22 protein-coding genes are annotated in these 22,256 nt (G+C 56.8%); 13 read left to right on the top strand and 9 right to left on the bottom strand.

The window, feature by feature from the left end:
• The first annotated feature begins 156 nt into the window (after nucleotides 1-156).
• Nucleotides 157-951, top strand: a complete 795-nt coding sequence (locus tag LCU97_RS00695) for a DNA adenine methylase (protein ID WP_232775316.1) — start codon at nucleotides 157-159, stop codon at nucleotides 949-951.
• Nucleotides 952-1,222: 271 nt separating this feature from the next.
• Here LCU97_RS00695 and LCU97_RS00690 read toward each other — a convergent pair whose 3' ends face one another.
• Nucleotides 1,223-1,924, bottom strand: a complete 702-nt coding sequence (locus tag LCU97_RS00690) for an SOS response-associated peptidase family protein (protein ID WP_232775315.1) — start codon at nucleotides 1,922-1,924, stop codon at nucleotides 1,223-1,225.
• 97 nt (nucleotides 1,925-2,021) lie between these two features.
• On the opposite strand from LCU97_RS00690, the gene LCU97_RS00685 reads away from it, so the two are divergent.
• The gene (locus LCU97_RS00685; RefSeq protein ID WP_135846583.1) at nucleotides 2,022-2,447 is read left to right on the top strand and encodes a LexA family protein; all 426 of its coding nucleotides are present in this window, start codon (nucleotides 2,022-2,024) and stop codon (nucleotides 2,445-2,447) included.
• Nucleotides 2,440-3,717 carry a translesion error-prone DNA polymerase V subunit UmuC gene (gene umuC / locus LCU97_RS00680; RefSeq protein ID WP_232775314.1) on the top strand — a complete coding sequence of 426 codons (1,278 nt, stop codon included), beginning with the start codon at nucleotides 2,440-2,442 and terminating at the stop codon, nucleotides 3,715-3,717. Before LCU97_RS00685 ends, umuC begins: the two co-directional genes overlap by 8 nt.
• A gap of 30 nt (nucleotides 3,718-3,747) precedes the next feature.
• Here umuC and LCU97_RS00675 read toward each other — a convergent pair whose 3' ends face one another.
• The 3 genes from LCU97_RS00675 to LCU97_RS00665 all read right to left on the bottom strand — a co-directional run bounded on the left by LCU97_RS00675 (nucleotide 3,748) and on the right by LCU97_RS00665 (nucleotide 6,378).
• Nucleotides 3,748-5,070 carry a hypothetical protein gene (locus tag LCU97_RS00675; protein ID WP_232775313.1) on the bottom strand — a complete coding sequence of 441 codons (1,323 nt, stop codon included), beginning with the start codon at nucleotides 5,068-5,070 and terminating at the stop codon, nucleotides 3,748-3,750.
• Between the two features lie 64 nt (nucleotides 5,071-5,134).
• Nucleotides 5,135-5,932, bottom strand: a complete 798-nt coding sequence (locus LCU97_RS00670) for a hypothetical protein (protein WP_232775312.1) — start codon at nucleotides 5,930-5,932, stop codon at nucleotides 5,135-5,137.
• Entirely contained in the window at nucleotides 5,917-6,378 is a 462-nt protein-coding gene (locus LCU97_RS00665; protein ID WP_232775311.1) for a hypothetical protein, read from the bottom strand. The genes LCU97_RS00670 and LCU97_RS00665 overlap by 16 nt, the downstream gene beginning before the upstream one ends.
• A gap of 526 nt (nucleotides 6,379-6,904) precedes the next feature.
• Here LCU97_RS00665 and LCU97_RS00660 point away from each other — a divergent pair.
• Both LCU97_RS00660 and LCU97_RS00655 read left to right on the top strand, forming a co-directional pair.
• Nucleotides 6,905-7,459: a hypothetical protein gene (locus tag LCU97_RS00660; RefSeq protein ID WP_232775310.1), complete on the top strand. Its 555-nt coding sequence runs from the start codon at nucleotides 6,905-6,907 to the stop codon at nucleotides 7,457-7,459.
• Nucleotides 7,460-7,926: 467 nt separating this feature from the next.
• Nucleotides 7,927-8,343: a VOC family protein gene (locus LCU97_RS00655; protein WP_232775309.1), complete on the top strand. Its 417-nt coding sequence runs from the start codon at nucleotides 7,927-7,929 to the stop codon at nucleotides 8,341-8,343.
• Nucleotides 8,344-8,560: 217 nt separating this feature from the next.
• Here LCU97_RS00655 and LCU97_RS00650 read toward each other — a convergent pair whose 3' ends face one another.
• Nucleotides 8,561-9,157 (bottom strand): putative adenosine monophosphate-protein transferase Fic, encoded by a 597-nt coding sequence (locus LCU97_RS00650; protein WP_232775308.1) that lies wholly within the window; start codon nucleotides 9,155-9,157, stop codon nucleotides 8,561-8,563.
• Nucleotides 9,157-9,327 carry a YhfG family protein gene (locus LCU97_RS00645; RefSeq protein ID WP_232775307.1) on the bottom strand — a complete coding sequence of 57 codons (171 nt, stop codon included), beginning with the start codon at nucleotides 9,325-9,327 and terminating at the stop codon, nucleotides 9,157-9,159. Before LCU97_RS00645 ends, LCU97_RS00650 begins: the two co-directional genes overlap by 1 nt.
• A 151-nt stretch (nucleotides 9,328-9,478) precedes the next feature.
• Here LCU97_RS00645 and LCU97_RS00640 point away from each other — a divergent pair, with 151 nt between their 5' ends.
• The 5 genes from LCU97_RS00640 to LCU97_RS00620 all read left to right on the top strand — a co-directional run bounded on the left by LCU97_RS00640 (nucleotide 9,479) and on the right by LCU97_RS00620 (nucleotide 13,769).
• Nucleotides 9,479-10,699 (top strand): putative DNA modification/repair radical SAM protein, encoded by a 1,221-nt coding sequence (locus tag LCU97_RS00640; protein ID WP_232775306.1) that lies wholly within the window; start codon nucleotides 9,479-9,481, stop codon nucleotides 10,697-10,699.
• On the top strand, nucleotides 10,690-11,562 hold the full coding sequence (locus tag LCU97_RS00635) for a TIGR03915 family putative DNA repair protein (protein WP_232775305.1): 873 nt from the start codon (nucleotides 10,690-10,692) through the stop codon (nucleotides 11,560-11,562). The genes LCU97_RS00640 and LCU97_RS00635 overlap by 10 nt, the downstream gene beginning before the upstream one ends.
• 108 nt (nucleotides 11,563-11,670) lie before the next feature.
• Complete coding sequence (locus LCU97_RS00630) at nucleotides 11,671-12,357, top strand: cysteine hydrolase family protein (RefSeq protein ID WP_232775304.1); 687 nt, start codon at nucleotides 11,671-11,673, stop codon at nucleotides 12,355-12,357.
• Nucleotides 12,358-12,362: 5 nt separating this feature from the next.
• Complete coding sequence (locus LCU97_RS00625) at nucleotides 12,363-13,250, top strand: LysR family transcriptional regulator (protein ID WP_053158586.1); 888 nt, start codon at nucleotides 12,363-12,365, stop codon at nucleotides 13,248-13,250.
• Nucleotides 13,251-13,505: 255 nt separating this feature from the next.
• Nucleotides 13,506-13,769 (top strand): hypothetical protein, encoded by a 264-nt coding sequence (locus LCU97_RS00620; RefSeq protein ID WP_232775303.1) that lies wholly within the window; start codon nucleotides 13,506-13,508, stop codon nucleotides 13,767-13,769.
• Here the strand turns inward: LCU97_RS00620 and LCU97_RS00615 are convergent.
• From LCU97_RS00615 to chrA, 3 genes are all read right to left on the bottom strand, one after another.
• Entirely contained in the window at nucleotides 13,766-14,254 is a 489-nt protein-coding gene (locus LCU97_RS00615) for a hypothetical protein (RefSeq protein ID WP_232775302.1), read from the bottom strand. The two genes, LCU97_RS00620 and LCU97_RS00615, sit on opposite strands and share 4 nt — an antisense overlap.
• Nucleotides 14,255-14,341: 87 nt before the next feature.
• The gene (locus tag LCU97_RS00610; RefSeq protein WP_232775301.1) at nucleotides 14,342-15,493 is read right to left on the bottom strand and encodes a mechanosensitive ion channel family protein; all 1,152 of its coding nucleotides are present in this window, start codon (nucleotides 15,491-15,493) and stop codon (nucleotides 14,342-14,344) included.
• 187 nt (nucleotides 15,494-15,680) lie between these two features.
• On the bottom strand, nucleotides 15,681-17,024 hold the full coding sequence (chrA, locus tag LCU97_RS00605) for a chromate efflux transporter (RefSeq protein ID WP_232775300.1): 1,344 nt from the start codon (nucleotides 17,022-17,024) through the stop codon (nucleotides 15,681-15,683).
• Nucleotides 17,025-17,209: 185 nt separating this feature from the next.
• On the opposite strand from chrA, the gene LCU97_RS00600 reads away from it, so the two are divergent.
• The 3 genes from LCU97_RS00600 (at nucleotide 17,210) to LCU97_RS00590 (ending at nucleotide 22,255) form a co-directional block, all read left to right on the top strand.
• On the top strand, nucleotides 17,210-17,869 hold the full coding sequence (locus tag LCU97_RS00600) for a ribonuclease T2 family protein (RefSeq protein ID WP_053158571.1): 660 nt from the start codon (nucleotides 17,210-17,212) through the stop codon (nucleotides 17,867-17,869).
• Between the two features lie 168 nt (nucleotides 17,870-18,037).
• The gene (locus LCU97_RS00595) at nucleotides 18,038-19,609 is read left to right on the top strand and encodes a sensor domain-containing diguanylate cyclase (RefSeq protein WP_053158568.1); all 1,572 of its coding nucleotides are present in this window, start codon (nucleotides 18,038-18,040) and stop codon (nucleotides 19,607-19,609) included.
• A gap of 75 nt (nucleotides 19,610-19,684) precedes the next feature.
• Nucleotides 19,685-22,255, top strand: a complete 2,571-nt coding sequence (locus LCU97_RS00590) for a bifunctional diguanylate cyclase/phosphodiesterase (RefSeq protein WP_232775299.1) — start codon at nucleotides 19,685-19,687, stop codon at nucleotides 22,253-22,255.
• Nucleotide 22,256 lies beyond the last annotated feature (1 nt).

Genomic DNA, 22,256 nt, shown 5'->3' with positions numbered 1-22,256 from the left:
ATTAAAAAAGGAGCGACTGGGCTGAGTGCGCCAACACTCAGTCCAGTCGCCGTTCCAGCAGATCATTCCTGCAAGTCCAGCCAAGGCTCCTGCTTCGTGCACAAAGCGAGGCGAGCCTAGCACCTGTCTATTCATACAGCAAAGGTCTTGCTATAAATGTCATCACCAATAATCCCCTGGATGGGAGGCAAACGCCGCCTTGCCGACCGTCTCATTCCGCTTTTTCCGCCCCACGAATGCTACGTCGAAGTCTTTGCCGGCGGTGCCGCGCTTTACTTCATGCGTCCCCAAGCCGCACCTGTCGAAGTCCTGAACGATATCAACGGCGACTTGGTGACGCTCTATCGCGTCGTGCAGAACCACCTGGAAGAATTCGTGCGCCAGTTCAAATGGGCGCTCAGCTCCCGCCAGGTGTTCGAGTGGCAGAAAATGACCCGTCCTGAAACCCTCACCGACATCCAGCGCGCCGCCCGGTTCTTCTACCTGCAGCACCATGCCTTCGCCGGCAAGGTCAGCGGGCAGACGTTCGGCACCGCGACCACTGGCCCGGCCATCAACCTGCTACGGATCGAGGAGAACCTCTCGGCCGCTTGGCAGCGCCTGTCCGGGACCTACGTCGAAAACCTCCCCTGGCTTGATTGTGCTGAGCGCTACGACCGCGCTCATACGTTCCATTACATGGACCCGCCGTACTGGCAGACCGCCGGTTATGGCGTGGACTTTTCGTTCGAGAACTACCAGCGGATGGCTGATTTCATGCGCCGCTGCAAAGGCAAGGTGATGGTCAGCATCAACGACCACCCGGATATTCGGCGCGTGTTCGAGGGCTTCCACTTCGAAACCTTGGACATTCGGTACAGCAACACGAACCAGCGTCAGGGTAAGGCCGAGGTCAGCGGTGAATTGGTGATCATGAACTGGGAGCCGGCCGCGTTAGGAGGGCTGTTTTAATGGTTGTCGCGCTCGATCTGATCCGCTTGCTATGTGATTACGCTGGAGCGTTACTGTGGTCACGCAAACAAAGGACATGCCCTATGGAACCCGAAACCGCTGATAAGTACATGAACATCTTCCCCTCCGAGCTGCTGGCAGCCGTGGCACGCGGTGAGGTTGATCTCAACCATTGGGCCAGCGTGATACTGGCTGGGCGAGGATTGGATCAGAATACACGCTGGGTGGGGTTTCCTGAGGCAGCTCGTCTCCTTGACCAACGCAGGCAGGCTTAGTCGTCCTCTGAACGCCAGGGTAGCAGCAACTGTGCGCCCTGGTTTTTTACGTTCCCCACGGCCTTGCCTACCGGATACCATTCAAAGTCCGACTCGGGCCGAGAATGGTCCTTCGCAATTTGTTCCGCCTGTCCTGGACTTAGATCCGGATCCAGCCATTCCCGAGCTTGCTCAGGGGATAACACCAATGGCCTGCGATCATGGATATCCACCATACCCTGATCGCAGGACGCGGTAATGATGACGAAGCCGTCACCGTCTCGCTCCTCCAGGCCTGGGCGAGCTTGCGCCAGAGCACCGAAAAACATCGGCCGTTGGTCCTTCAGGCGAATGAAGTAGGGCTGTTTTTTCTTAGGATCCTCGGGATCTTTAACCCACTCATACCATCCCTCGCTGGGAACCAGTGCACGCCCGGCCGGCCAAAGCTGTTTGAAAAACTTCCCCGCCGTAACCGTCTCGATCCGGGCGTTGATTGGATCTGGACGTTTCCCCTTCGCCCAAAAGGGCGCCCAACCCCATTTAACTGGCGTAACGTGGACGCCGGCCTCCGTGCTATGCAGGATCTGCACGCGGGTCGTCGGCGCTATGTTGTACCGGTTGATCGGCTCTGCATCGTACCCGCCGAATAATGGCAGCTGAGGACCAAGCTCCTCCATAAACACCGCCATCCCCTCGTACTGCACGAATCTCCCGCACATGAGCTGTCCCGCCTGTCAGATTTTTCTTATACAAAATTGACCGCGAACCTTGTACAAAGTTAACTGTATGTTCGTACAGTATTTTGGATCGTGCGTCATGAGCTATTCAATTCTAGGCCCTATTGCCGAGGGTGGCTTGAAGCTGCCCTTGTGTTCGTTTCGTGTGCCCGCCGGGTTTCCTTCCCCGGCTGCCGACCACATCGAAGCGCACATCTCATTGGATGAGGTTCTGAACATTCGCGCCCCGCATGTCTACCTGGTTTCGATTGCCGGGGAAAGCATGCAGGGCGCTGGGATCTTTGAAGGGGACCTAGCCGTTGTCGACCGTGCGATGGAGCCTGCGCATGGCCACATCGTCGTGGCGCTGCTGAACAATGAACCCGTGTGCAAACGCCTTTGCATACGCGGAAAGGAGGTGATTCTCCTGTCGGAGAACCCAAAGTACCCACCGAGGTACGTGCTCGAGGGCGACGAGCTGGTCATCTGGGGCGTCATCACCTGCAGCGTGCGCAGCCATGTCTAAAACTCAGCCAGTTTTCGCCCTGATCGACTGCAACAGCTTCTACGCCAGTTGCGAAAGAGTGTTCCGCCCGGACCTGGCCCGCGTACCCATCGTGGTGCTGAGCAACAACGATGGCTGTGTGATCGCCCGAAGCTATGACGCCAAGCCCTACGTGAAAATGGGCGAGCCGTATTTCCAAATCAAGCACAAGCTGCAGAAGCACGGCATCGTCCCGTTCTCGTCTAATTACGCGCTCTATGGAGACATGAGCGAGCGCGTGATGACTCTAATTGAATCGATGGTGCCGGCCGTCGAAGTCTATAGCATTGATGAAGCCTTCGCAGATCTGACCGGCATTGACGGTCGGGATGCCCTCGGCCGGAAGATCCGCAGCCAGGTGCTGCGCTGCACCGGCATCCCGGTTGGGGTAGGGATCGCTCACACGAAAACCCTGGCGAAGCTGGCGAATCACACGGCCAAGCGACTCCAGGTGCAAACGGGCGGCGTGGTTGATATCTGCGACCAGTTCAAGCGTGACTGGGTGCTGCGCAATACGGACGTGGCCGAGGTCTGGGGCGTCGGTCGCAAGATGAAACTGCACCTAGACGCCATGGGCATCAAGACAGCGATGGACCTGGCGAAGGCTGACCCATGGACACTGCGCAAGAAGTTCAGCGTGGTGATCGAGAAGACCGCCCGCGAGCTGGGCGGCACGCCATGCCTGGAGCTGGATGAGCCGAACCCGCCGAAGCAGGAGATCTGCTGTAGCCGGATGTTCGGTAAACGCCTCACGGAGCTGGCACCAATCAAGGAAGCGGTGGCCACCTACATGATGCGTGCTTCGGAAAAGCTCAGGGTGCAGAAGTCGCTGTGCAAGAAGATCCGCGTCAGCATCCGCACCGGCATGTTCAATCCGGAGGAGGCAAAGTACGCCAACGGTGTGCTGATAGACCTACCGTACCCGACTGATGATGTGCGTTTGCTGACCAAGGCAGCAGTGGACGCACTTGATCGAGTGTTTAGGTCGGACTTCAAGTACAGCAAGGCTGAGGTGCTGTTGATGGACCTGTGTCAGCAGGGGGGATACACCGACGATCTGTTCGCCGTCTCCCAGACAACTGACACCGCGAGGCTGATGGCCGTGCTGGATCAGATCAATGGTCGGTGGGGCAGGGGGACGCTCCGATCAGCTAGTGTACCCGCCGACCCAGACTGGGGAATGCGCCGAGAAATGATGAGTCGAAGCTATACAACGAAGTTAGATCAGCTATGGAAAATTTTTTGTCGTTAAACCACTCAGTGATGCTGTACATATGAAGTTCTAGTAGTTGTCGGCAAGGATTTCTGTAGGGTATTGAGCGAAATCAGGAGGCATAAATAATTCGCCGCTTCGTGCATTATCGAGCCAGTGAAATGCGTGAGCGATATCGTGCTTGGCAATGATCTGCTCGGCTGTGGTGCGGTGACCCAGGGCGTAGAGCGACTGCACGAGGTGATGAAGAAAATTGGTTTTGTCAAAAACATGCATGAACTGCTCTCGGATTGACTGCTGACCGTGGTCGATCTCGCCGCGTATCTCCGGCAGATAACCTGCATACAACGACTCATAGTATTCAGTGAATGCGTAATCGTAGGCGAAGTAAAATAATGCATGAAGACCTGCAGTAACTTCAGGGGTGACGAGATGTTGTAATTTGCTCCATGCGGAATCTCTTTGGATAAGCACCCCTCTAATCAGCTCGGCATAGGTGATTGTTGACTCCGGCTCGCTGTCTGAGTTCTTAATATCTTCATTGAATTCTACCCAAATGTCACAGATATCGATGAGAAGGGGGATTTCGATTCCTGCGAGTGGCTTACAAAGGCCAATGAGTGGGGCGAGCGTGTAGTGGTCTTGGATTAGATTCAATATCTTTGAGAGTGCGTTGCTGGAGAGATTATATCTTGCTCTGATCGAATTTTTTGTGATGGCGAAGTTTTCATTGTTCCAAGTGCTTCTATTGGGAAGCTCCTTTGCTAGAAAAAATATCTGGTTTCTGTGCAGTGCGGAGGGCTTGCTTTGATTATATTCGTGTTCAAGCCATTCATAGATTTTCAATAATTCGTCAAGGTTTTTTTCCAAATCACTAAATTTCTCGTTGAGTACTACGAAGTTAATTAGGGCGACTTCTGATAGATGTTTTGTCGATTGAGTGCTAAATGGGTATCTGAATGTTTGTCCTGATGGGTCGACTTCTGCTATGTCGAGTATTGTGGGTTCTAACAGGTTGTTTATTTTTTGGAATCGGCTGTCCAGATTCTCGGATTCGGTCTTGAAAAAAGTCCAAATTTTATTAATGTCATGGGATCCCACAAAATCAAAATTGATAACTCTTTTTTTGAGCGCTGCTAGAGTTTGTAGAGCTGATATAGCACCCTTTAGGCGCAATTCGACAGAGTGTCGCATATTGAAGCATATCGGATAGACAAAGATGTCTGTCGTTAAGTGAATTGAGTGGTCCTCCAGGACCGCATTAATAAGAATATTTGCAGCCTTAGAAAATCCTTTAGAGTACTCAACGTATCCTGGATCGCCGTTCTCACCGACACAAGCGTTAGCCCAGCTTGGATGAGCACGTCTAAAAGTAGCATTTCCTTGCCTCATGTAGGGCTCCTTAAATAATCGGTATTGTATTTTCTCTACATGGGTGTGCTGGCAGGGTGATTTGTTATCTTAAATTAATACCTTTTAAGTGTTGAATTATTGCCTCGTAAGTGTTGTTTGCTCTGGATTGAGGCGTTGGCTCTCTACTGAAAAAGTCGATTGATACGTTGTCGAGATTAAACGAGGATGTAAAAATGCAGCGCCTATCTTTAGGGTTCTCGACAATAGCAGAATGATCGGCATGGATTATTTTTCTATTGATTCTCTGGCAGAATCTGCCCATTACTATATCGCCCTCGGAGTGGTCGCACTTTTGGAATGGCAAACCACAAATTGAGCAATCGCCAATTGATTCGATAATTCCGGGGCTAGTAAAGATCATGTCAGGTCTGAATAAGCCATGTGAAAATAAATCAAGTCTTTTCTTGATGATAAAAATGGCGTGATTTTCAGCTATCTCTTGTTTGATGTGTGTGCAGGCGTTAATGGTTAGCTTATGTGCTACCCTGGTTGCGATGTCGATATATTCTATAGCGTCAATTAAACTACACCAAGAATCCAGATTTTGCTCATCTTTGTGAAGCTTAATCATTAGGAATGCAGAGTGGATCGAGGAAAGTATGCATTGCATTAAAAAGAAAACGTTGGCTTCAGTCTCTTCTTCTCTTTGAATTGCTTGGTATTTGTAGTTTCGATGAACTTCAATTAGCGGGGATAGCTCGTGTAGTCTGTCTTTAATGATTTTTTTTGATGTGGTTGGGTAGAGATCAAGTAATTGCTTTTTTAAGGTTTTTGAAAAGGCTTCATCTATTTCGTTGAAGCCGAGTTTAGTTGCTTTGACTTTACTTATTTTTCTTTCCATGTTTTCTCCAGCGTTTTTAGAAGAGCGGGGAAGTGTGTTGGGTCGCCTTCAAATTGAACGTCAGTGGTTTGGCTGTTATCATCTTTATGTAGTCTGATTTGTACCCGGAGGTTAGGTGTTGGATCGGAAGGATATAGATTTTTTAAATGGCCCGTGAGCGCTTCTAATAGTAACTTGAAAATTTCCGGATTGGAGGTGTAAACGGAATGAAGGATCATCAGCGATGGTCCGAACCAATCATTCGATCTCTGTTCATATAAAGACTCAGGCTCATCTATGTAATCAGAGGTTATGCCGCTGCGCTGTAGGTGTTTTAATAGAGACGGCGCAGAAGAATGATAGATAGTTAAATCTTTTTGTAGGTGTGCAACAGGCAGCACCACAACGTCGGACGTAAGCCGGCTTGGGTCATAGTGTGCTGATACTAAAGTGGTAGTGATTCCCATAACCTAAAACTCCATGAAGGACCGCACAGTATCCTGCCTCTGGTCATGGCAGGTGATGGTAGATTGCCTTCATGGAAGCAAAAAAGGAAGGGGAGGAAAGAATGCGATTGGAGGCCGCCACGCTCAAGCGCTAAAAGACCAAATGGAGCAAACCGCTTTACGAGCGACCCTATGCTAACCTCGGTAGCTGGAGCTTATCGACCCGTTGCTCAGGTCGAATAAAGGACATTCCGGCCCCGTGGAGTACTGACTCAGATGCAACAGGTACTTAAATCCGTGGAGGTTGTTACCCTTCCATAAAGGTCGGCTTCTTGTCGTCAAGCGGATGTTCTCGACCGACTGCTTTCGCTCCGTTGCTGCTGGTCACAGCGGTCAGAATTCGATTCGACTCAAGTAGAACTGGAATATCCGAACCGCTGGCATTTTCGGATACTAACCAAAAAAATCGTTCGTAGACTGCCGTAGTGTGTGTCTTATCAATCAATTAATTTAATCGATGGGAATCCCAATGCCACTGGTAAATGACATGCAACGGCTAGTTGAAAGGACTATCGAACACCTCGGAGGCCTGGAGAGATTTCAAAAGGTTATCAATACAGAGCTCACGGATATGACCCGCCGCTGGGAGCTGGATGTCACTAACATCGGTCGGATCCTGCGGTCGCACTTGTACGTTGAGTACTACCTAACCGAGCACATCGCAAAAGCCAATCCTCGCCTCGGTGACCTCTCACAGGCTAGGCTAACTTTCGCGCAGAAGCTGTCGCTGCTGGATACAAGCCATGATCGCCTCAGGGGCCTGGTCTCTGGACTTCGGCAGATCAATGCAGTTCGGAACCGACTGGCGCACAGGCTGGAGGCGATGCTGACTGCCGAAGACGTGCAAATATTCCTGACCCACCCGTTGTTCAGTGCTATGCGAATTGAAGGTGCAAAGCCATCCACTCCGAGCGCAGAGCCGATTGATGTTCTAGAAAAATTCGCCCAATTTGCTGCACACCTCTTAGCGAACGAATTTAGCGAATTCGCGATGGCGGTGGGCAAAGCCATAGATGAAGATATAGCCCAACGAAACTCATAACCCATCCCTATAGAGCGTGGCCTTTGGCGAGCCTCCTATGTCTCCGGCCAGATTGCCTGGGTAAAATTAGAGCTGCGATTGCTAAATAATTGCTACAGAAAGGGGGGGATAGCGCACCTAAACAAGCAGGGCGGCGTGGGCGGCGGTTAATCGGTCCAATCCATCATCGGGGCCACACTGAAGCGGCGAGATAGTTCAGAACGGGATGGACTAATGTTCACGGGCTTTACTGGGTTTCCGGACGGGAGGACAGTTTATCAGGAAAGCCAGACCTTCGACCGTAAGCTGGCATGGATCAAACACCTGGGACGGCCTCAGTAATGGGCACCGGGCTGCTGCACCGCATGGAAGGCAAGAATTGATATCTTAAGATTTGCATAATTCGTCTGACGAATAAGCTTCGTGAGAACAATCGATTTCCTACGAATTCGCCGACAAGAGGCCAACACTCCAAAGGAGGTGGGACTATGCTTCCGTTTGAAATAAAGCACTTGGATCATATCGTCTTGCGTGTCCAGGACATGCAAGCGAGCCTGCACTTTTACAGCCAAATGTTGGGGTGCCAGATTAAAAAGCGACGGGACGACCTCGGCATGATCCATCTGGGCGCTGGCGCATCGATGATTGATTTGGTGGATGCACGAGGCGTGCTGGGCCTTCAAGGTGGCGGTCTTGCAGACCCCCAACACCGGAACGTTGATCACTTCTGTCTGCGAATTGCTCCGTTCGATGAAGACCACATTCTTGGTTTCTTGCATGCGGCTGGAATTAAGGCTGATAAGGCGGTCACCCGATACGGCGCTGAGGGGAATGGACCATCAATCTATTGCTTCGACCCCGATGGCAATCAGGTCGAACTAAAAGGCCCATCCCTTTCAGGCTGACTTTTGGTCATTGAGGCATGCACTGAATGGCCTCAACAAAGCAGTTGCGTAGCCATTTTAGGGCTGGCTCCTCATCCTTTATTTCCTGCCTCATAGGCGCCAGCCTGGATTCAGAATCATTATTTTTTCAACGGACCATCCCGGCTCCGCACGCTGTGGGCCAAAGGACTGTGCTGCGCTTCGAAAGAGCTCCAGAAGGCGGTTACGCGATTCCGATTCATACGATTGCATGACCAATGCACTTTTCGAACACCTTTTCCATCGGCTCGAGCACGCAGTTGTAAGCAGCGATATTTGCAAGGAGCCATTCGTCCTTCTCAATGTTCCACCAACTGATTTCAAATCCGGCGTTCATGATCAGGTGTTCAAAAAGGATGCGCTGGCTGCGACCGTTGCCTTCGCGGAAGGGGTGGATAACATTGATATCGGAATAGGCATCGGCGACGGCGACGATCAGATCCGCCCGGTTCATGCCTTCGAACCAATTTGCCGTGGCCATTCTCTTGAATATCTTGCTGGCCTCCTGGGCCATGAAGGCGGGTTGGCAGAAGCGCGTGTCCTGCTTGGCCATCCCAACGGTCCGTAACTCCCCGGCCCATTCGTACAAGTCCGAGAACAGTCGTCGATGGATGTTTTGAAGATAAGCGAGGTCGTAAGGGGGCGGGTTGAATTCGACATCGTCCGCCGCGATGGCCGTGAGTTGTTGTTCGGCTTCGCTCAGGGTGGTTTCGTCGCGGATATCGAGTTTGTTGCGCAGGACAGTGGAGCCGGGGTAGCAGTAGGCGTCTTCGCCGACTCCATATTTGTCAGGCATCAGGTGCGGGTCTTGGTGAAGGTCTTCAGGACTTCTTCACGGGTTGGCATCTTGTACTCGCCTTCGGTGAAGGTCACTTTGAAGCCTTCCAGGCGCAGGCTGGCCGCATAGTTGGACCTGCGGGTTCTGGCCGCGTAGGCCTTCTTGGTTTCAAGGCTGATATCGCCCATTGGGCTGGACCTCAAATCGCGTGGATGAGCGGATTATAACCCATCCGAAAGCGGGGCCCAAAAACGAATCAGAGCGCTGAGGTGATCGGTGGCGCTTGCATTGCGGTGTGGCGCCAAATACTGTGTTTATATCCAGTATAGAGGTTTCCCCATGCAACTGATCGCCAAGCTCGGCATTCTGGCTGATGCTGCCAAGTATGATGCCTCCTGCGCCAGCAGCGGTGCCCCCAAGCGCAGTTCGCGAGGCCGTGATGGGCTGGGCGCCACGGACGGGATGGGCATTTGTCACAGCTACACGCCCGATGGGCGCTGTGTCTCCTTGTTGAAAGTGCTGCTGACCAATTTCTGCCTGTACGACTGTCAGTATTGCGTCAACCGCCGTTCCAGCAATGTACCAAGGGCGCGTTTTTCGCCGGAAGAGGTGGTGCGCCTGACCCTGGACTTCTATCGGCGCAACTGCATCAGCGGCCTGTTCCTGAGTTCCGGCATCATCCGTTCGGCCGACTACACCATGGAGCAGTTGGTACGTGTGGCGCGCTTGTTGCGCGAAGAGCACCAGTTCCGAGGTTATATCCATCTCAAGACCATCCCCGACGCCGATCCGCTGTTGATCGAGGAGGCGGGGCGGTTGGCCGATCGATTGAGTGTGAACATCGAATTGTCGTCCGAGGTGAGCCTCAAGCGCCTTGCGCCTGAAAAGCAATCGAAGACGATCCGGCAGGCCATGGGCACTATCTATTTGGGGCATCAGGCTGTAGCCGACGAGCCACGGGCGCCCCGATTTGCCCCGGCCGGGCAGAGTACCCAAGTGATTGTCGGAGCCGATTCAACTGACGACCGCGCCATCCTGAGCAATGCCGAGTCGCTCTACCAGGGCTACGGCTTGCGTCGGGTCTATTATTCGGCGTTCAGCCCGATCCCCGACAGCCCGGCGAGTGTGCCTTTGGCCGCACCTCCGTTGCTGCGTGAACATAGGCTCTATCAGGCCGACTTCCTGATGCGCGGTTATGGCTACAAGGCCGGCGAACTGCTGAGGGACGCCGGCAATCTGGACTTGGACATCGACCCCAAGCTGGCTTGGGCGCTGGCCAATCGCGAGGTCTTCCCGCTGGACATCAACCGCGCCGAGCCAGCCCTGTTGGCGCGAATTCCGGGTATCGGTCTGCGCAGCGTGCAACGATTGGTGGCCCTTCGCCGAGAAAGACGAGTCCGCTATGACGACCTGGTTCAACTGCGTTGCATACTGGAAAAGGCGCGGCCGTTCATTGTCACCAGCGACTACCGGCCTGCCGAAGCAAGTATGCGTAGCGGCCTGCTGCGAGCACGTTTGCGTGAACCGCAGCGACCCGTGCAGATGGGGTTGTGGGCATGATCGCGCTGGATTGCGACGACGATTTTCGCACGTGGCGCGATCAGGCGCGGACGCTGCTCGGCCATGGGATCGATCCCGCTGAAGTAAGCTGGACCCAAGGCCCCGTCACCGACCTGCTGGCCGTGCCGACGCCGCTTCCGTCGAGCCCCGGACCGTTCCGCACGCGAGTGCCCGCGGCCTTGTTGAGCCAGCTCGAACAAGCCGGTCGTTACCGGGGCGAGCAACGCTGGAACTTGCTGTACGAAGTGCTTTGGCGTGTCGCCCATGGCGACCGCACGGCCATGCTCGCTGGCGACCGCTTGGGCAGCGAACTGCAAAGGCGGATCAGGCAGGTCAGTCGCGAGGCTCATCACCTGCATGCCTTCGTGCGCTTCATACCCTTGCCGCAGGACCTGGCTGAGCACTTGCAACTGGACCTGGTGTCCTTTCATGAGCCGGCCCATGACATCCTCGAAAGCGCGAGCGGCCATTTTGCCGAGCGATTGGGCAAGCAGCGATGGCTGATCGCAACGCCACGCGATGGCATCCGCTTCGACGGCCAGGCGCTGGACTACCGGCGCCGTTGTCCTGAGCAGTGGCAACAATGGGCGCGCCACGCCGAAGACCCGGGCGCCGAGTTGTGGCGCACCTATTATCGGCACACCTTCAACCCGGCGAGGCTCAATCCCCAGGCGCTGCGCCAGCACATGCCAGGACGCTTCTGGCAGCACCTGCCGGAGGGGGATTTGATTCCCCGGCTGGTGGGCTTGGCACGGCAGGGAAAGCAGCGGGATGGGCAGGCGTTGGAGGTGGGGGAAAGGGTTGGTAAACGGGTGGTCGTTGGTGGCGGGCAATCAAGCCGCAGACTTCTTGACCCTATCTGATGACTTGTTTGTGCGAATATCAAACAAGTTATGTTCCGTCCGCGCTGTGTTCCCCCACGAACCAACCCCCTAGCATTCCTTCATTCACCTATTCAGAAGGAATTCCCCATGCAACGTTTCACCCGCCGTTTCCTCTGCGCCTGTGCATTTTCCGGGATTGTCGCCAGCGCCGGTGCGCTGGCTGAAGTCCACCCCACCCTCCGTGCCATGTCGGGTGCGGGGCCGGTCAGCCAGTTGCCTGCCGGTAAAACCGCGTTACTGGTCATCGATTTTCAGAACGAATACTTCACCGGTAAGATGCCGATTCCTGATGGCGCCGCGGCGCTGGGCAAAGCCCGTGAGCTGATCGAATTCGCCGATGAACACAAAATGCCGGTCTATCACATCCAGCACATCGCGCCCGCAGGTTCGGCGGTGTTTGCCGTGGACGGCGAAACCGTGAAATTCCACCCGGACATGCAACCCCGAGCCAAGGATGGGGTGTTGCAGAAAACCACTGTCAGCGTCTTTGGCAGTACCGACCTGGACAAGCGTTTGAAGCACGCCGGCATTAAAAACCTGATCATCTCGGGCCTCATGACCCACGCCTGTGTAGCGGGGGCCGCCCGTGACGCGGCGCCTCAGGATTTCAACGTGCTGGTCGCTTCCGATGCATCGGCCACCCGCGCCATTACCCGGGCCAATGGCGATGTCATCGACAAGGATGCCTTGCACAAGGCCGCACTGGCCGAAGTCGAAGACACATTCGGTGATGTCATGACCACCGCTCAGATTCTTCAGCTTCCGGTGCGCTGAAAGCCATGAATCAGATGCTCGCCATGCGCGTTTTCCGCTGCATTGTGGAGGCCCGGGGGTTTTCTGCGGCGGCCCAGCGGCTGGACACCACGCATTCCTCGGTGTCGCGCCAGTTGCAGCAATTGGAATCCGCGCTGGGCGTGCGCCTGATCAATCGCAATACCCGGCGCATGAGTCTTACCGCTGCCGGGGAACGGTACTACACCGCATGCGTGGATATCCTGGACCGGGTCGAGGCCGCGTCCCGCGTTGCTACACAGGAGCAGGAACGTCCTTCAGGACTGCTTCGCATCAGCGCTCCGCTGGTGATCGGCACGCTGGAACTGGCCCGCTGGTTGCCGGCTTTCCAGCAGCGTTATCCGGACATCCAGGTTGACCTGTCCTGCTCGGATCCGCTTGTCGATCTGGTGGCCGAGGGAGTCGACGTGGCTTTACGGATCTGCGGGCCGCTGGCCGACAGCAGCCTGGTGGCCCGCTTGCTCAGCGTGTCTGCGATGGTGTTGGTTGCATCGCCGGCCTATGTGTTCAAACACGGTCTGCCTCGAAAGGTCGCTGAACTCAACGAGCATCGGCTCCTGACTTACGCATCGGCCACCCAATGGACGATGGTCAGTGAGGAAGGAGGGTCGATGGCCTGGGATTGCGCCAGCTCATTCAACACCGACACCATCACGGCCTTGCACGCCTGCGCTTTGGCGGGCGGAGGCATTGCCGCGTTTACCCTGGCGACGGTGCAGGATGACTTGCTGGCTGGAAGACTCGTCCGGATCCTGCCCGACTACACCCTGGGTTCGAGGCATTACTATGCGCTGTACCCTCATGCCCGGAACCTGCCGGCCAAGGTCCGGGTGTTCGTGGATTACATGGCTGAGTATTACCGGGATAAGTCCTGAGGGCCTCGATAGTCGACTAACCCATTGAAGCCTCCCTACAACGTCTTCCAGAGCTGCGTTCGACTTCAATGACCAGGCCAGGCCAGGGCCCTGACCGTCGAAGGAGACGACCTGACACGGGTTAACAAGGGGGCTGAAGCGACCGTTCAGCGCCTATGGTTGGTGGCCTATTGATATCTTGCTAAGCTCAGGCTCCCTACCTTCAGGCTGTCTGTTGTGTCTACCGAACGTATTGCCCAGCTGGAACAAGCCCTCATGGCCGTTATCGCCGCTGCCGGAAAGTTGGGTATTGGCAGCGACAAGCTGTGCGCCGAAGCAATTGGCGGTTTGATGTCTGAACGCTACTGGGGCTGGGCACATGCCCAGCACGCACAAGGCGCTGCCGATGAAATCGACAATGCCTTGAGCCTGCTGGTGGGGCGGAGAGCGTTGGATCTGAGGCCGCCAGAGATGGAACAACCGCTCGACTCGGTGGTCGGCGCCACGCAGGCGGCCTCGACGGATCGCCTCGTGCGTTAAAGCCCCAAGCCTTCCTCTACCAATGCGAGCAGGGTGTCTTCGTCCAGCGCCACGGGCTCGGGGCGCAGTTGCCCCGTCGCCTGGGTCATCTGCATGTGCCAAAGCGATTCGCCATGCTCGCCGATGGTTCGCAGGATGCAGCGAGCCTGTCCCTTCATATGCACCTCGATACAACCTTCGCCTCGGCTGGAAAAGCGGGCGATCGGGTCGAGTTCGATACGACGTCGGTTGCCTTCCATCACCAGTTGGTCGATGGCGTAGTTGTAGGTCGAACCGTTGGGATGACTTTCGAACACATGGGTGGGGTTGCGCCGGATATGCAGCCCGGCCTCGCAGACCGGCGCCAGCCAGGTTTCGATCTGGCGATACAGCTCATAGACCTGGGCGGGCCAGTGCTCGATGGCCAGGTCGGCGCAGGTGTCGGTGTCGGCGCGGGTTCTCTGGGTCTGCCTCAGTTTGGCCGCTAGCTCGTCTGCCTTGCTCATGTCGATTCCCTGTCGTGGTGATGGGGTGAGCTTAGCTGATGAGTGATTGAACTCGCGTTGCGCTGGATCATGGAGAGCCCGACAAGATCAATGTTGCGCCTGATAGGAAGGTTCATCTCGCATGGATGTCCTGTCGGTGTTTTTCCCAGGCAGTCGCTCGGACACCTCCGGCAACGAAGCCACATGCACCGTCCGCGCCGGCAGAGCAAACCGTACGCCGATCTTGGCAAAGGCTTCCATCATGCCCAGGTTGATCGCCTGCTGGACGTCCATGTAGACGTTGTAGCTGGGGTCCAGCACGATGTACACCGTTTCGAATTCCAGTGCGCTTTCGCCAAAACCGCGGAAGTGAGAGCGGTCGAAGCGGGTTTTGTCCTGTGCCTTGATGATGCGTTCCACAATGGCCGGCACTTGCTTGATCTGGTCGATGGAGCAGTCGTGGGGCAGGGCGAATTCGAAGACGATGCGTCGTTCCTGAAGCCTTTTGTAGTTCTGGATGGTGACATTGATCATCTGTGCGTTGGCCATCACGATCTGCTCGCCGCTCAGGCTGCGGATCCGGGTGGTTTTAAGGCCAACATGCTCGACGGTGCCGGCCAGCGTGCCGACGACGATGAAGTCACCGACTTCGAACGGTTTGTCCACGGCAATCGACAGCGAGGCGAACAGGTCGCCGAGGATGTTTTGCACGGCGAGCGCTACCGCGATACCGCCGACCCCGAGGCTGGCGACGAACGCGGTGATGTTCACGCCCAGGTTGGAGAGCATGGCCAGCAGCACCACGGCCCAGAGAAACACTTTCGCGCCCCACAGGCTCAGGGTTGCCAAGGCACTTTTCTGATGAATTTCGCTGTGACTGTGGCGGGCGAAATAGTGCAGCAGAGTGAGCGCAATGGCGCGGTTCGCCCACAGCCCCACCTGTAGGGCCGCCACCACGAACCAAAGGCTGCTGACCCGGCCCAGCCAACGCTCCGGCAGGTCCAGGACGCCGACCCCGATGAGTATCGAAGCCAGCAGCAACAAGGTGTTACTGGTGCTGGACAGCACCTCGACGGCAATGTGACTGACGTGGGCGTTGGGCTTTTGCGCCCGGGTCCGCACGTTTCTGAGCAGAAAGCCGACGCCTGCCCTGGCGATGATGAAACTCGCCGTCATCACCCCGAAGGCGAGCAGCCAGTTGGCAACGGAGATTCCCAGCAGTTGGGTGTCGGTAAAGAACGGGAGGGCGTTTGAATCCATGGGTCGTTCACCTGCGCCAGGCAATGGAACCGTGCGCAGCGTTGCTCGTCCGGTTGCGCCATTGCTGTTCTGGTTCGGGCCCTTGCCGTTTTGCGCGAGGGCGTGGCAGGGCCATGAACCTGATTAGGTTGCAGGTAGGATAGGGTGTTCAATTTTATTGGTGGCGGCCCCAGCTCGTCTGTAGGGCCTAGCGCAACAGATGCACCGCCATCCCGGCCAACCCGCACGCCACCAACACCTGGATCACCCCACGCTTGTAGCGAAACAGGGCAACGGCCGCCGCCAGGGCGATGACTGCCGATGGCCAATCCAGTGCCCCCGCAAATCCATTGGGCCACAGTACGTGATAACCGAAGAAACAGGCGAGGTTAAGGATCACGCCGACCACGGCCGCGGTAATGGCCGTCAGCGGTGCGGTGAATTTCAACGCGTTGTGAGTCGACTCTACCAGCGGACCTCCGGCCAGGATGAACAGGAAGGAAGGCAGGAAGGTGAACCAGGTCACCAGGGTGGCCGCGACGGCGCCGGCGAGGAAAGCCTGCTCGGGGCCAAACACCTGCATCACGTATCCACCGACGAAACCGACGAACGCCACCACCATGATCAACGGGCCGGGCGTGGTTTCCCCGAGCGCCAGGCCGTCGATCATCTGGGTCGGCGTCAGCCAGCCGAAGTGTGCGACAGCGCCCTGATACACATAGGGCAAAACCGCGTAGGCGCCGCCGAAGGTCAGCAGCGCGGCCTTGGTGAAGAACCAGGCCATTTGTGTAAACGTGCCTTCCCAGCCGAACGCCACGGTCAGCAGGCCCATCGGTAACGCCCACAGCAGGGCGCCGATGACCGCCAGGCGAATGAGCCTGAGGGCGCTGAACCGTGCATGGTCCGGGGTCGGAGTGTCGTCGTCGATCAAGGCCGGGCCATAGGAGCGATGGCTCGTGTCGTGACCGCCCAGGCTGAATTTTTCCGGGACCCAGCGACCACCCAGGTAACCGATCACAGCGGCACTCAGAACAATCAGCGGGAAGGGCAGATTGAACGCGAATATGGCGGTAAACGACGCCGCGGCGATTGCCCACAGCCAATTGTTCTTGAGCGCGCGGGAGCCTATGCGGTGGGCAGCATGCACCACGATCGCCGTCACGGCCGGCTTGATGCCGTAGAAGATTCCCGCCACCACCGGGACTTCGCCAAAGGCGACATACAACCAGGACAAGGTGATGAGGATGAACAGCGAAGGCAACACGAACAGCGCCCCGGCGATGACCCCACCCCAGCCGCGGTGCATCAGCCAACCCAGATAGGTCGCCAATTGTTGCGCCTCGGGTCCCGGCAGCAGCATGCAGTAATTCAGGGCATGCAGGAAACGCCGCTCGGAAATCCAGCGCCGACGTTCCACCAGTTCCTGATGCATGATCGAAATCTGCCCCGCCGGCCCACCAAAACTGATAAAGCCCAGCTTGAGCCAGAACCGGAAAGCTTCGCGCAGGCTGACAGCCGAGGGACCATCGACGGGGTTAGGCAGTTTATTCATGGGCGTTGGGATGCCTGAGGGCCAAGGACGAACTACGTTATGGGGCGTAACGCAATTTGGATAGCCCCAGGCGAGGTTTACCTGTAAATAACACGTCCCTTCATGGGGTTGAAACACAGCCCTGGAACAATCACCGCCCGGAACGTCGTCATGGTTATTTCCAACGCAGCCCAAGGAGTGGGTCAATGAAACACCGTTTAATGATTGTTGTATTACTTGCGCTCACGTCAGGTTTCATCGGTACGGGCAATGCCCGTGAGTCGCGCAACGCACGGGCGGAATCCGTCGCGGGCGTATTCGATTACTACGTCCTGTCGTTGTCCTGGTCACCGACCTTCTGCCTGACTCACCAAAACGATACGCAATGCTCCGGCAAAGGCTACGGCTTCGTGCTCCACGGTCTCTGGCCGCAATATGCCAAGGGGGGATGGCCGCAATCCTGCGAGCCGAGGGTGTCGTTGACGGCCGCCGAGCGGGCAAAGGGACTGACACTGTTCCCTACGCCAAAGCTGCTGGAGCATGAATGGTCCAAGCACGGCACGTGCAGTGGTCTGGGCGCCATGGGCTATCTGCAAGCCTCCGACAAGGCACTCGATGCGGTGAAGATTCCACCGCAATTGCAGCCACTCAATTCCTCCTATTATTTTGAAGCCGAGGAGATTGCCCGGTTGTTTCGACAGAGCAATCCAGGTATCCCGGATAAAGGAATCGCCGTTATTTGCAGTGGCCCGCAATTGTCGGAAGTGCGGGTGTGCATGGACAAGGACCTGAGTTTCAGCGCATGCGGCAAGGGTGTCAGGACGCAATGTCGGGCAGGGGAGATCCGCGTACCGCCGGTACGGTGATTCCCGCGGGGGCTGCGTGTCGACGCGGGGTCTGGTTTGGATCCAATCAGGCCATCCATCGTCTTCGTCACGACGGCAAATTGCCGCCCTACAAGCGGTAGGCTAAGCTCACGGATATTGAGGGCTTTGAGCGATTTGCTCATGTTTTTGCCCTCCCCAGGACTTCGCTTGCCAATCCCCATCCATGATCCGCTCCATGCTCCTGGCGGTGCCCTGAAGCGTCTGCCGCTGCTAAAGGCAGCGGTGGCCTTTATCGCGGCCGTCTGCTTGTGCCTGTGCGGTTTGCTGTACCTGCAACTGGAGCAGTCTCGTCGGCACGACCTCGAAGCGGCAAGCATCGCCTCGGCCAACCTGACCTGGGCCATGGCCCAGCAGGCCCAGGATACGTTTCGGCAGGCCGACCTGGTGTTGGACAGCCTGACGGACTGGATCCAGGCCGAGGGATTCGGACCGGCGACGCAACCGCGTCTGCAGAAAGTCTTTGCCCGGCGCGCGCTATCGCTGGAACAGTTGCATGGCCTGTTTCTGTTCGACAAGCACGGACACTGGGTCGTTACCTCCTTCGATCATCTGAAGAGGGGAAACGGTGTGGCGGACCGGGAATACTTCACCTTCCATCAGCAGAATGCCTCCCTGATCGCCCATATCGGGCCGGCGATCCGCAGCCGGCAAAATGGCGATTGGATCATCCCCATATCCCGACGCCTGAATGATCAGGACGGCAACTTCCAGGGCGTGCTGATGGCTGGGATCAAGATGTCGTACTTCGATAGATTCTTCAAAAGTTTCAACCTCGACGACAAGGGCGAGATGGTCCTCACCTTGTCCGATGGAACGCTGTTGGCCCGCCGGCCATTCGATGAGGCGATGATCGGCCGTTTCCTGGCCCAGGAACGTCTTTTTCGGCATGACCCGCAGGAAAAGGAGCCTCACCGGGCGATGATCCGCTCCACCACCGACGGTGTCGTCCGGCTATACGATCATCAACATTTGCAGGCCTATCCGTTGATGGTCTCCGTGGCGATGTCCAAGCAGTCGATCCTGGCGGGCTGGTATGCCAAGGCCTTTCAATCCACTCTGATCGTGGCCCTGGTGGTGATCGGCATTTGTCTGTTCGGTTGGGTCTTCGTACGACAGGTGCGTAACAGCGAGCGGATTGAGGCCGATCTGCGCAAGGCCCAGGAAACCTTGCGATTGATCGCTACTCACGACAGCTTGACGGGGCTGGCGAATCGGCGGTTGTTCGAGCGGGCCCTGGACATCGAGTTCGGCCGGGGCGCCCGCCAGCGCAGTTCGCTCAGCCTGATTTTGCTCGATATCGACTTCTTCAAACGTTACAACGATACCTATGGGCACGTGGCCGGGGATCATTGCCTGGCGGAGGTGGCGCAAGTGCTCAAGGGTTGCTGTCATCGCAAGGCGGACCTGGCGGTGCGCTACGGTGGAGAGGAGTTCGCGGTATTGCTTCCCGATACCAACCTGCAGGGCGCCGTGACGCTGGCCGAGCAAATCCGCAGCAACCTGATCGAAAAGCACATCACACACGCTGGTTCCCCGACCGGTTACCTGACGGTGAGCCTGGGCTGCTATGCTTTTGTGCCGAGCAGCCTCGACAGCACCGAGGTCTTCATCCAGAGGGCGGATGCCGCCCTTTACCAGGCCAAGCACAGCGGTCGCAATCGCGTGGCGGTGTGGCCGACGGAAGACGGGCGAGATGTGCTGGAGCGCTCCGATCGTTGAGTTCGTGGGAGTCATCGACGGCGGGCAACGGTCAACTGCACATCGAAGCAAGCGTCGAAGCCCAGGAACAGATGAATGGACACTTCTGCCGATACGCTTTCAAACACCACGCGCCATACCCCCATTACCCGTCGCCTGGTGGCCGCGGTGGCAGGACTGTTTGTCCTCGGCGTGCTGCTGACGGCAGCGGCGTTATTCGAGATCGCGGGCGATCTGGACACCGAGGATGTGCGCAAAACACACTTCTACACCGAGCGCGCCGTCCAGAACCGCATCACCGCCTCCAAAAACTACATCACCAGCTATGCCTTTTGGACCACAGCCTATGAACATCTCAATGGCGAGGTGGATGTGCAATGGGCCTACGCCGACCAGAACATGGGCAGGACACTGTTTACCAATGACGAATACGAAGGCGTGTTCGTCATTGATCGCGAGCGCACCAAGTACGCCTTGATACGAGGGCAGCCTCTCCAGGCCGACGTGTCGGCTTACATGGAAATGCCATTGAAGGAGCTGGTGGAACAGCTCCAGGGGCAAGCCGACCTGACCATGCCCCAGATCCGCTATACCTTGTTCGAAGGCTGGCCAGCCATCGTCACCGCGGCGGTGATCGTGCCCAACGACGAGCGTCCACGGATCGATCCCAGGGGAGCGTCGATCCTGTTATTTGTCGATCAACTGACGCCCGTCAAGCTGCGCAAACTGGGCAAGAGCTATGGCCTCATCGATCTGAATCTCAAACAGGACACGGCACTTGAACCAGGCCAGCCGGCGGTGCCGCTGGACAGTACCGGCTACAGCCTGGTGTCCCGGCTCGAACGGCCGGGCCGGCAATTGCTCTGGTCCCTGATCCCGCCGCTGGGTGGGGCACTGTTGATCCTGGCGCTGCTTACCGCCTGGTTTTTCCGCTATGCCATGCGCGCGGCCCGGCATGTGGATGCCAGCCATGACAGCCTGGAAAAGTCGACCCGGGCTCTGGAAGCCAGTGAAGAACGTTTCCGCGCTGTGGCCGAGGCGGCATCCGATTGGATTTGGGAGATCGACAGCCAGCGCCGCATCACTTACTTATCGGGACGCTTCAATGCGGTCACGGGGTTTTCCGACCGGCAGTGGCTGGGGCAAGACATCGAACAGCTGTTGTTCTGCGACACGACACCGATTGCCCTATGGCTGAGCAATCTGACGGAGGAACATAACGTCAGCAACCTGCGTTGCTCCTACCGCGACCATTCCGGGCAATTGCGCTTTTGTCGGGTATCGGCGCGACCGATCCTGGACAAGGGAGAGACGGCAGGGTATCGAGGTACTGCCAGCGACATCACCGATGAGGTGGCAGCTCATGCCCAGGTCCAGCATTTGTCATTGCACGATGCGCTGACCGGCCTGCCGAACCGCAACAAACTGGCGCGGTACCTGGATGATGCGCTGCTCGCCAAGGAGCATTCCGCACCCTTGACCCTGCTGGTGGTGGACCTGGACAATTTCAAGCCGATCAACGACTCCCTCGGCCACCCGGCGGGCGATGCGGTGCTGCTGGAGGTGGCGCAACGGCTGCGCGACAGCACCCGTGACCAGGACCTGGTGGCACGGTTGGGAGGCGATGAGTTCGTCGTGGTGCTCAGCGGAATGGAAAACACCACCGAGATCGACCGATTCTGCGAGCGACTGATCAACAGCTTGCAGCAACCGATCCACTACGAGACCCACGCCCTGCACATCGGCGCCAGCATCGGCATCGCGGTGAGCCGTCGCCAAGGCTATATTCCCGGAGAATTGATCCGTTGCGCTGACATTGCCATGTATCAGGCAAAGTCCGAGGGCAAGAAAACCTGGTGCTACTTTGCGCCACAAATGAACGATCAGATCCAGCACCGACGCCAGTTGGAAAGCGATCTGCGCCAGGCTCTCAAGAAAAACGAATTCGTCCTGCATTTCCAGCCTCGCTACAAGGTCGATGGTCGCGAAATCGTTGCCGTCGAGTCGCTGGTGCGTTGGCAGCATCCGACCCAGGGCTTGCTGGGCCCGGATGCCTTCATTCCCTTGGCCGAACAAACCGACCTCATCGTTCCGCTTTCGCGCTGGGTGCTGCGCGAGGCTTGCGAAACCGCGCTGACCTGGCCGGGGGATCTGATGGTCTCGGTCAATCTCTCGCCCGCGCAATTCGAGCGCAGCAACGTCGTCGAGGACGTGCGCCAGGTGCTGATCGAAACCCATTTCCCGGCCAGTCGCCTGGAACTCGAAATTACCGAGAACGTGATGCTCAACGATGTGGACGGAGCCCTCCAGGTCATGAACGCCCTGAAGGAACTGGGCGTACGTTTGAACATGGACGATTTCGGCACCGGTTATTCGTCGCTCGGTTACCTGCGAACTTATCCGTTCGACGGCATCAAGATCGACAAGCGCTTCATTGCATCCATGAGCAACAGCAGCAACGATCGGGCGGTGGTGCAGGCGATCATCAATCTGGGCAAGGCGATGGGCCTGACCGTCACGGCCGAAGGGGTGGAAACCCTGGCCCAGCTCGGTTCGCTGGGATCGGACCAATGCCATGAGGTTCAGGGTTATTTCCTCAGTCGTCCAATCGATAAGGCCGCGTTCGCGCGCCTGCTGGATAGCGATCGACCTTCATCGAGCTCCTGAA

The organism is Pseudomonas uvaldensis (assembly GCF_021271205.1).
Lineage (GTDB): Bacteria > Pseudomonadota > Gammaproteobacteria > Pseudomonadales > Pseudomonadaceae > Aquipseudomonas > Aquipseudomonas uvaldensis.
Note: the sequence above shows the minus strand (reverse complement) of the source record. Positions and strands in the feature narration are given on the sequence as shown.

What these genes read in the sequence shown, in the direction of transcription:
- LCU97_RS00695 (WP_232775316.1), top strand. Translation starts at nt 157, where the DNA reads ATGTCATCACCAATAATCCCCTGGATGGGAGGCAAACGCCGCCTTGCC.
- LCU97_RS00690 (WP_232775315.1), bottom strand. Translation starts at nt 1,924, where the DNA reads ATGTGCGGGAGATTCGTGCAGTACGAGGGGATGGCGGTGTTTATGGAG.
- LCU97_RS00685 (WP_135846583.1), top strand. Translation starts at nt 2,022, where the DNA reads ATGAGCTATTCAATTCTAGGCCCTATTGCCGAGGGTGGCTTGAAGCTG.
- umuC (WP_232775314.1), top strand. Translation starts at nt 2,440, where the DNA reads ATGTCTAAAACTCAGCCAGTTTTCGCCCTGATCGACTGCAACAGCTTC.
- LCU97_RS00675 (WP_232775313.1), bottom strand. Translation starts at nt 5,070, where the DNA reads ATGAGGCAAGGAAATGCTACTTTTAGACGTGCTCATCCAAGCTGGGCT.
- LCU97_RS00670 (WP_232775312.1), bottom strand. Translation starts at nt 5,932, where the DNA reads ATGGAAAGAAAAATAAGTAAAGTCAAAGCAACTAAACTCGGCTTCAAC.
- LCU97_RS00665 (WP_232775311.1), bottom strand. Translation starts at nt 6,378, where the DNA reads ATGGGAATCACTACCACTTTAGTATCAGCACACTATGACCCAAGCCGG.
- LCU97_RS00660 (WP_232775310.1), top strand. Translation starts at nt 6,905, where the DNA reads ATGCAACGGCTAGTTGAAAGGACTATCGAACACCTCGGAGGCCTGGAG.
- LCU97_RS00655 (WP_232775309.1), top strand. Translation starts at nt 7,927, where the DNA reads ATGCTTCCGTTTGAAATAAAGCACTTGGATCATATCGTCTTGCGTGTC.
- LCU97_RS00650 (WP_232775308.1), bottom strand. Translation starts at nt 9,157, where the DNA reads ATGCCTGACAAATATGGAGTCGGCGAAGACGCCTACTGCTACCCCGGC.
- LCU97_RS00645 (WP_232775307.1), bottom strand. Translation starts at nt 9,327, where the DNA reads ATGGGCGATATCAGCCTTGAAACCAAGAAGGCCTACGCGGCCAGAACC.
- LCU97_RS00640 (WP_232775306.1), top strand. Translation starts at nt 9,479, where the DNA reads ATGCAACTGATCGCCAAGCTCGGCATTCTGGCTGATGCTGCCAAGTAT.
- LCU97_RS00630 (WP_232775304.1), top strand. Translation starts at nt 11,671, where the DNA reads ATGCAACGTTTCACCCGCCGTTTCCTCTGCGCCTGTGCATTTTCCGGG.
- LCU97_RS00625 (WP_053158586.1), top strand. Translation starts at nt 12,363, where the DNA reads ATGAATCAGATGCTCGCCATGCGCGTTTTCCGCTGCATTGTGGAGGCC.
- LCU97_RS00620 (WP_232775303.1), top strand. Translation starts at nt 13,506, where the DNA reads ATGGCCGTTATCGCCGCTGCCGGAAAGTTGGGTATTGGCAGCGACAAG.
- LCU97_RS00615 (WP_232775302.1), bottom strand. Translation starts at nt 14,254, where the DNA reads ATGAGCAAGGCAGACGAGCTAGCGGCCAAACTGAGGCAGACCCAGAGA.
- LCU97_RS00610 (WP_232775301.1), bottom strand. Translation starts at nt 15,493, where the DNA reads ATGGATTCAAACGCCCTCCCGTTCTTTACCGACACCCAACTGCTGGGA.
- chrA (WP_232775300.1), bottom strand. Translation starts at nt 17,024, where the DNA reads ATGAATAAACTGCCTAACCCCGTCGATGGTCCCTCGGCTGTCAGCCTG.
- LCU97_RS00600 (WP_053158571.1), top strand. Translation starts at nt 17,210, where the DNA reads ATGAAACACCGTTTAATGATTGTTGTATTACTTGCGCTCACGTCAGGT.
- LCU97_RS00590 (WP_232775299.1), top strand. Translation starts at nt 19,685, where the DNA reads ATGGACACTTCTGCCGATACGCTTTCAAACACCACGCGCCATACCCCC.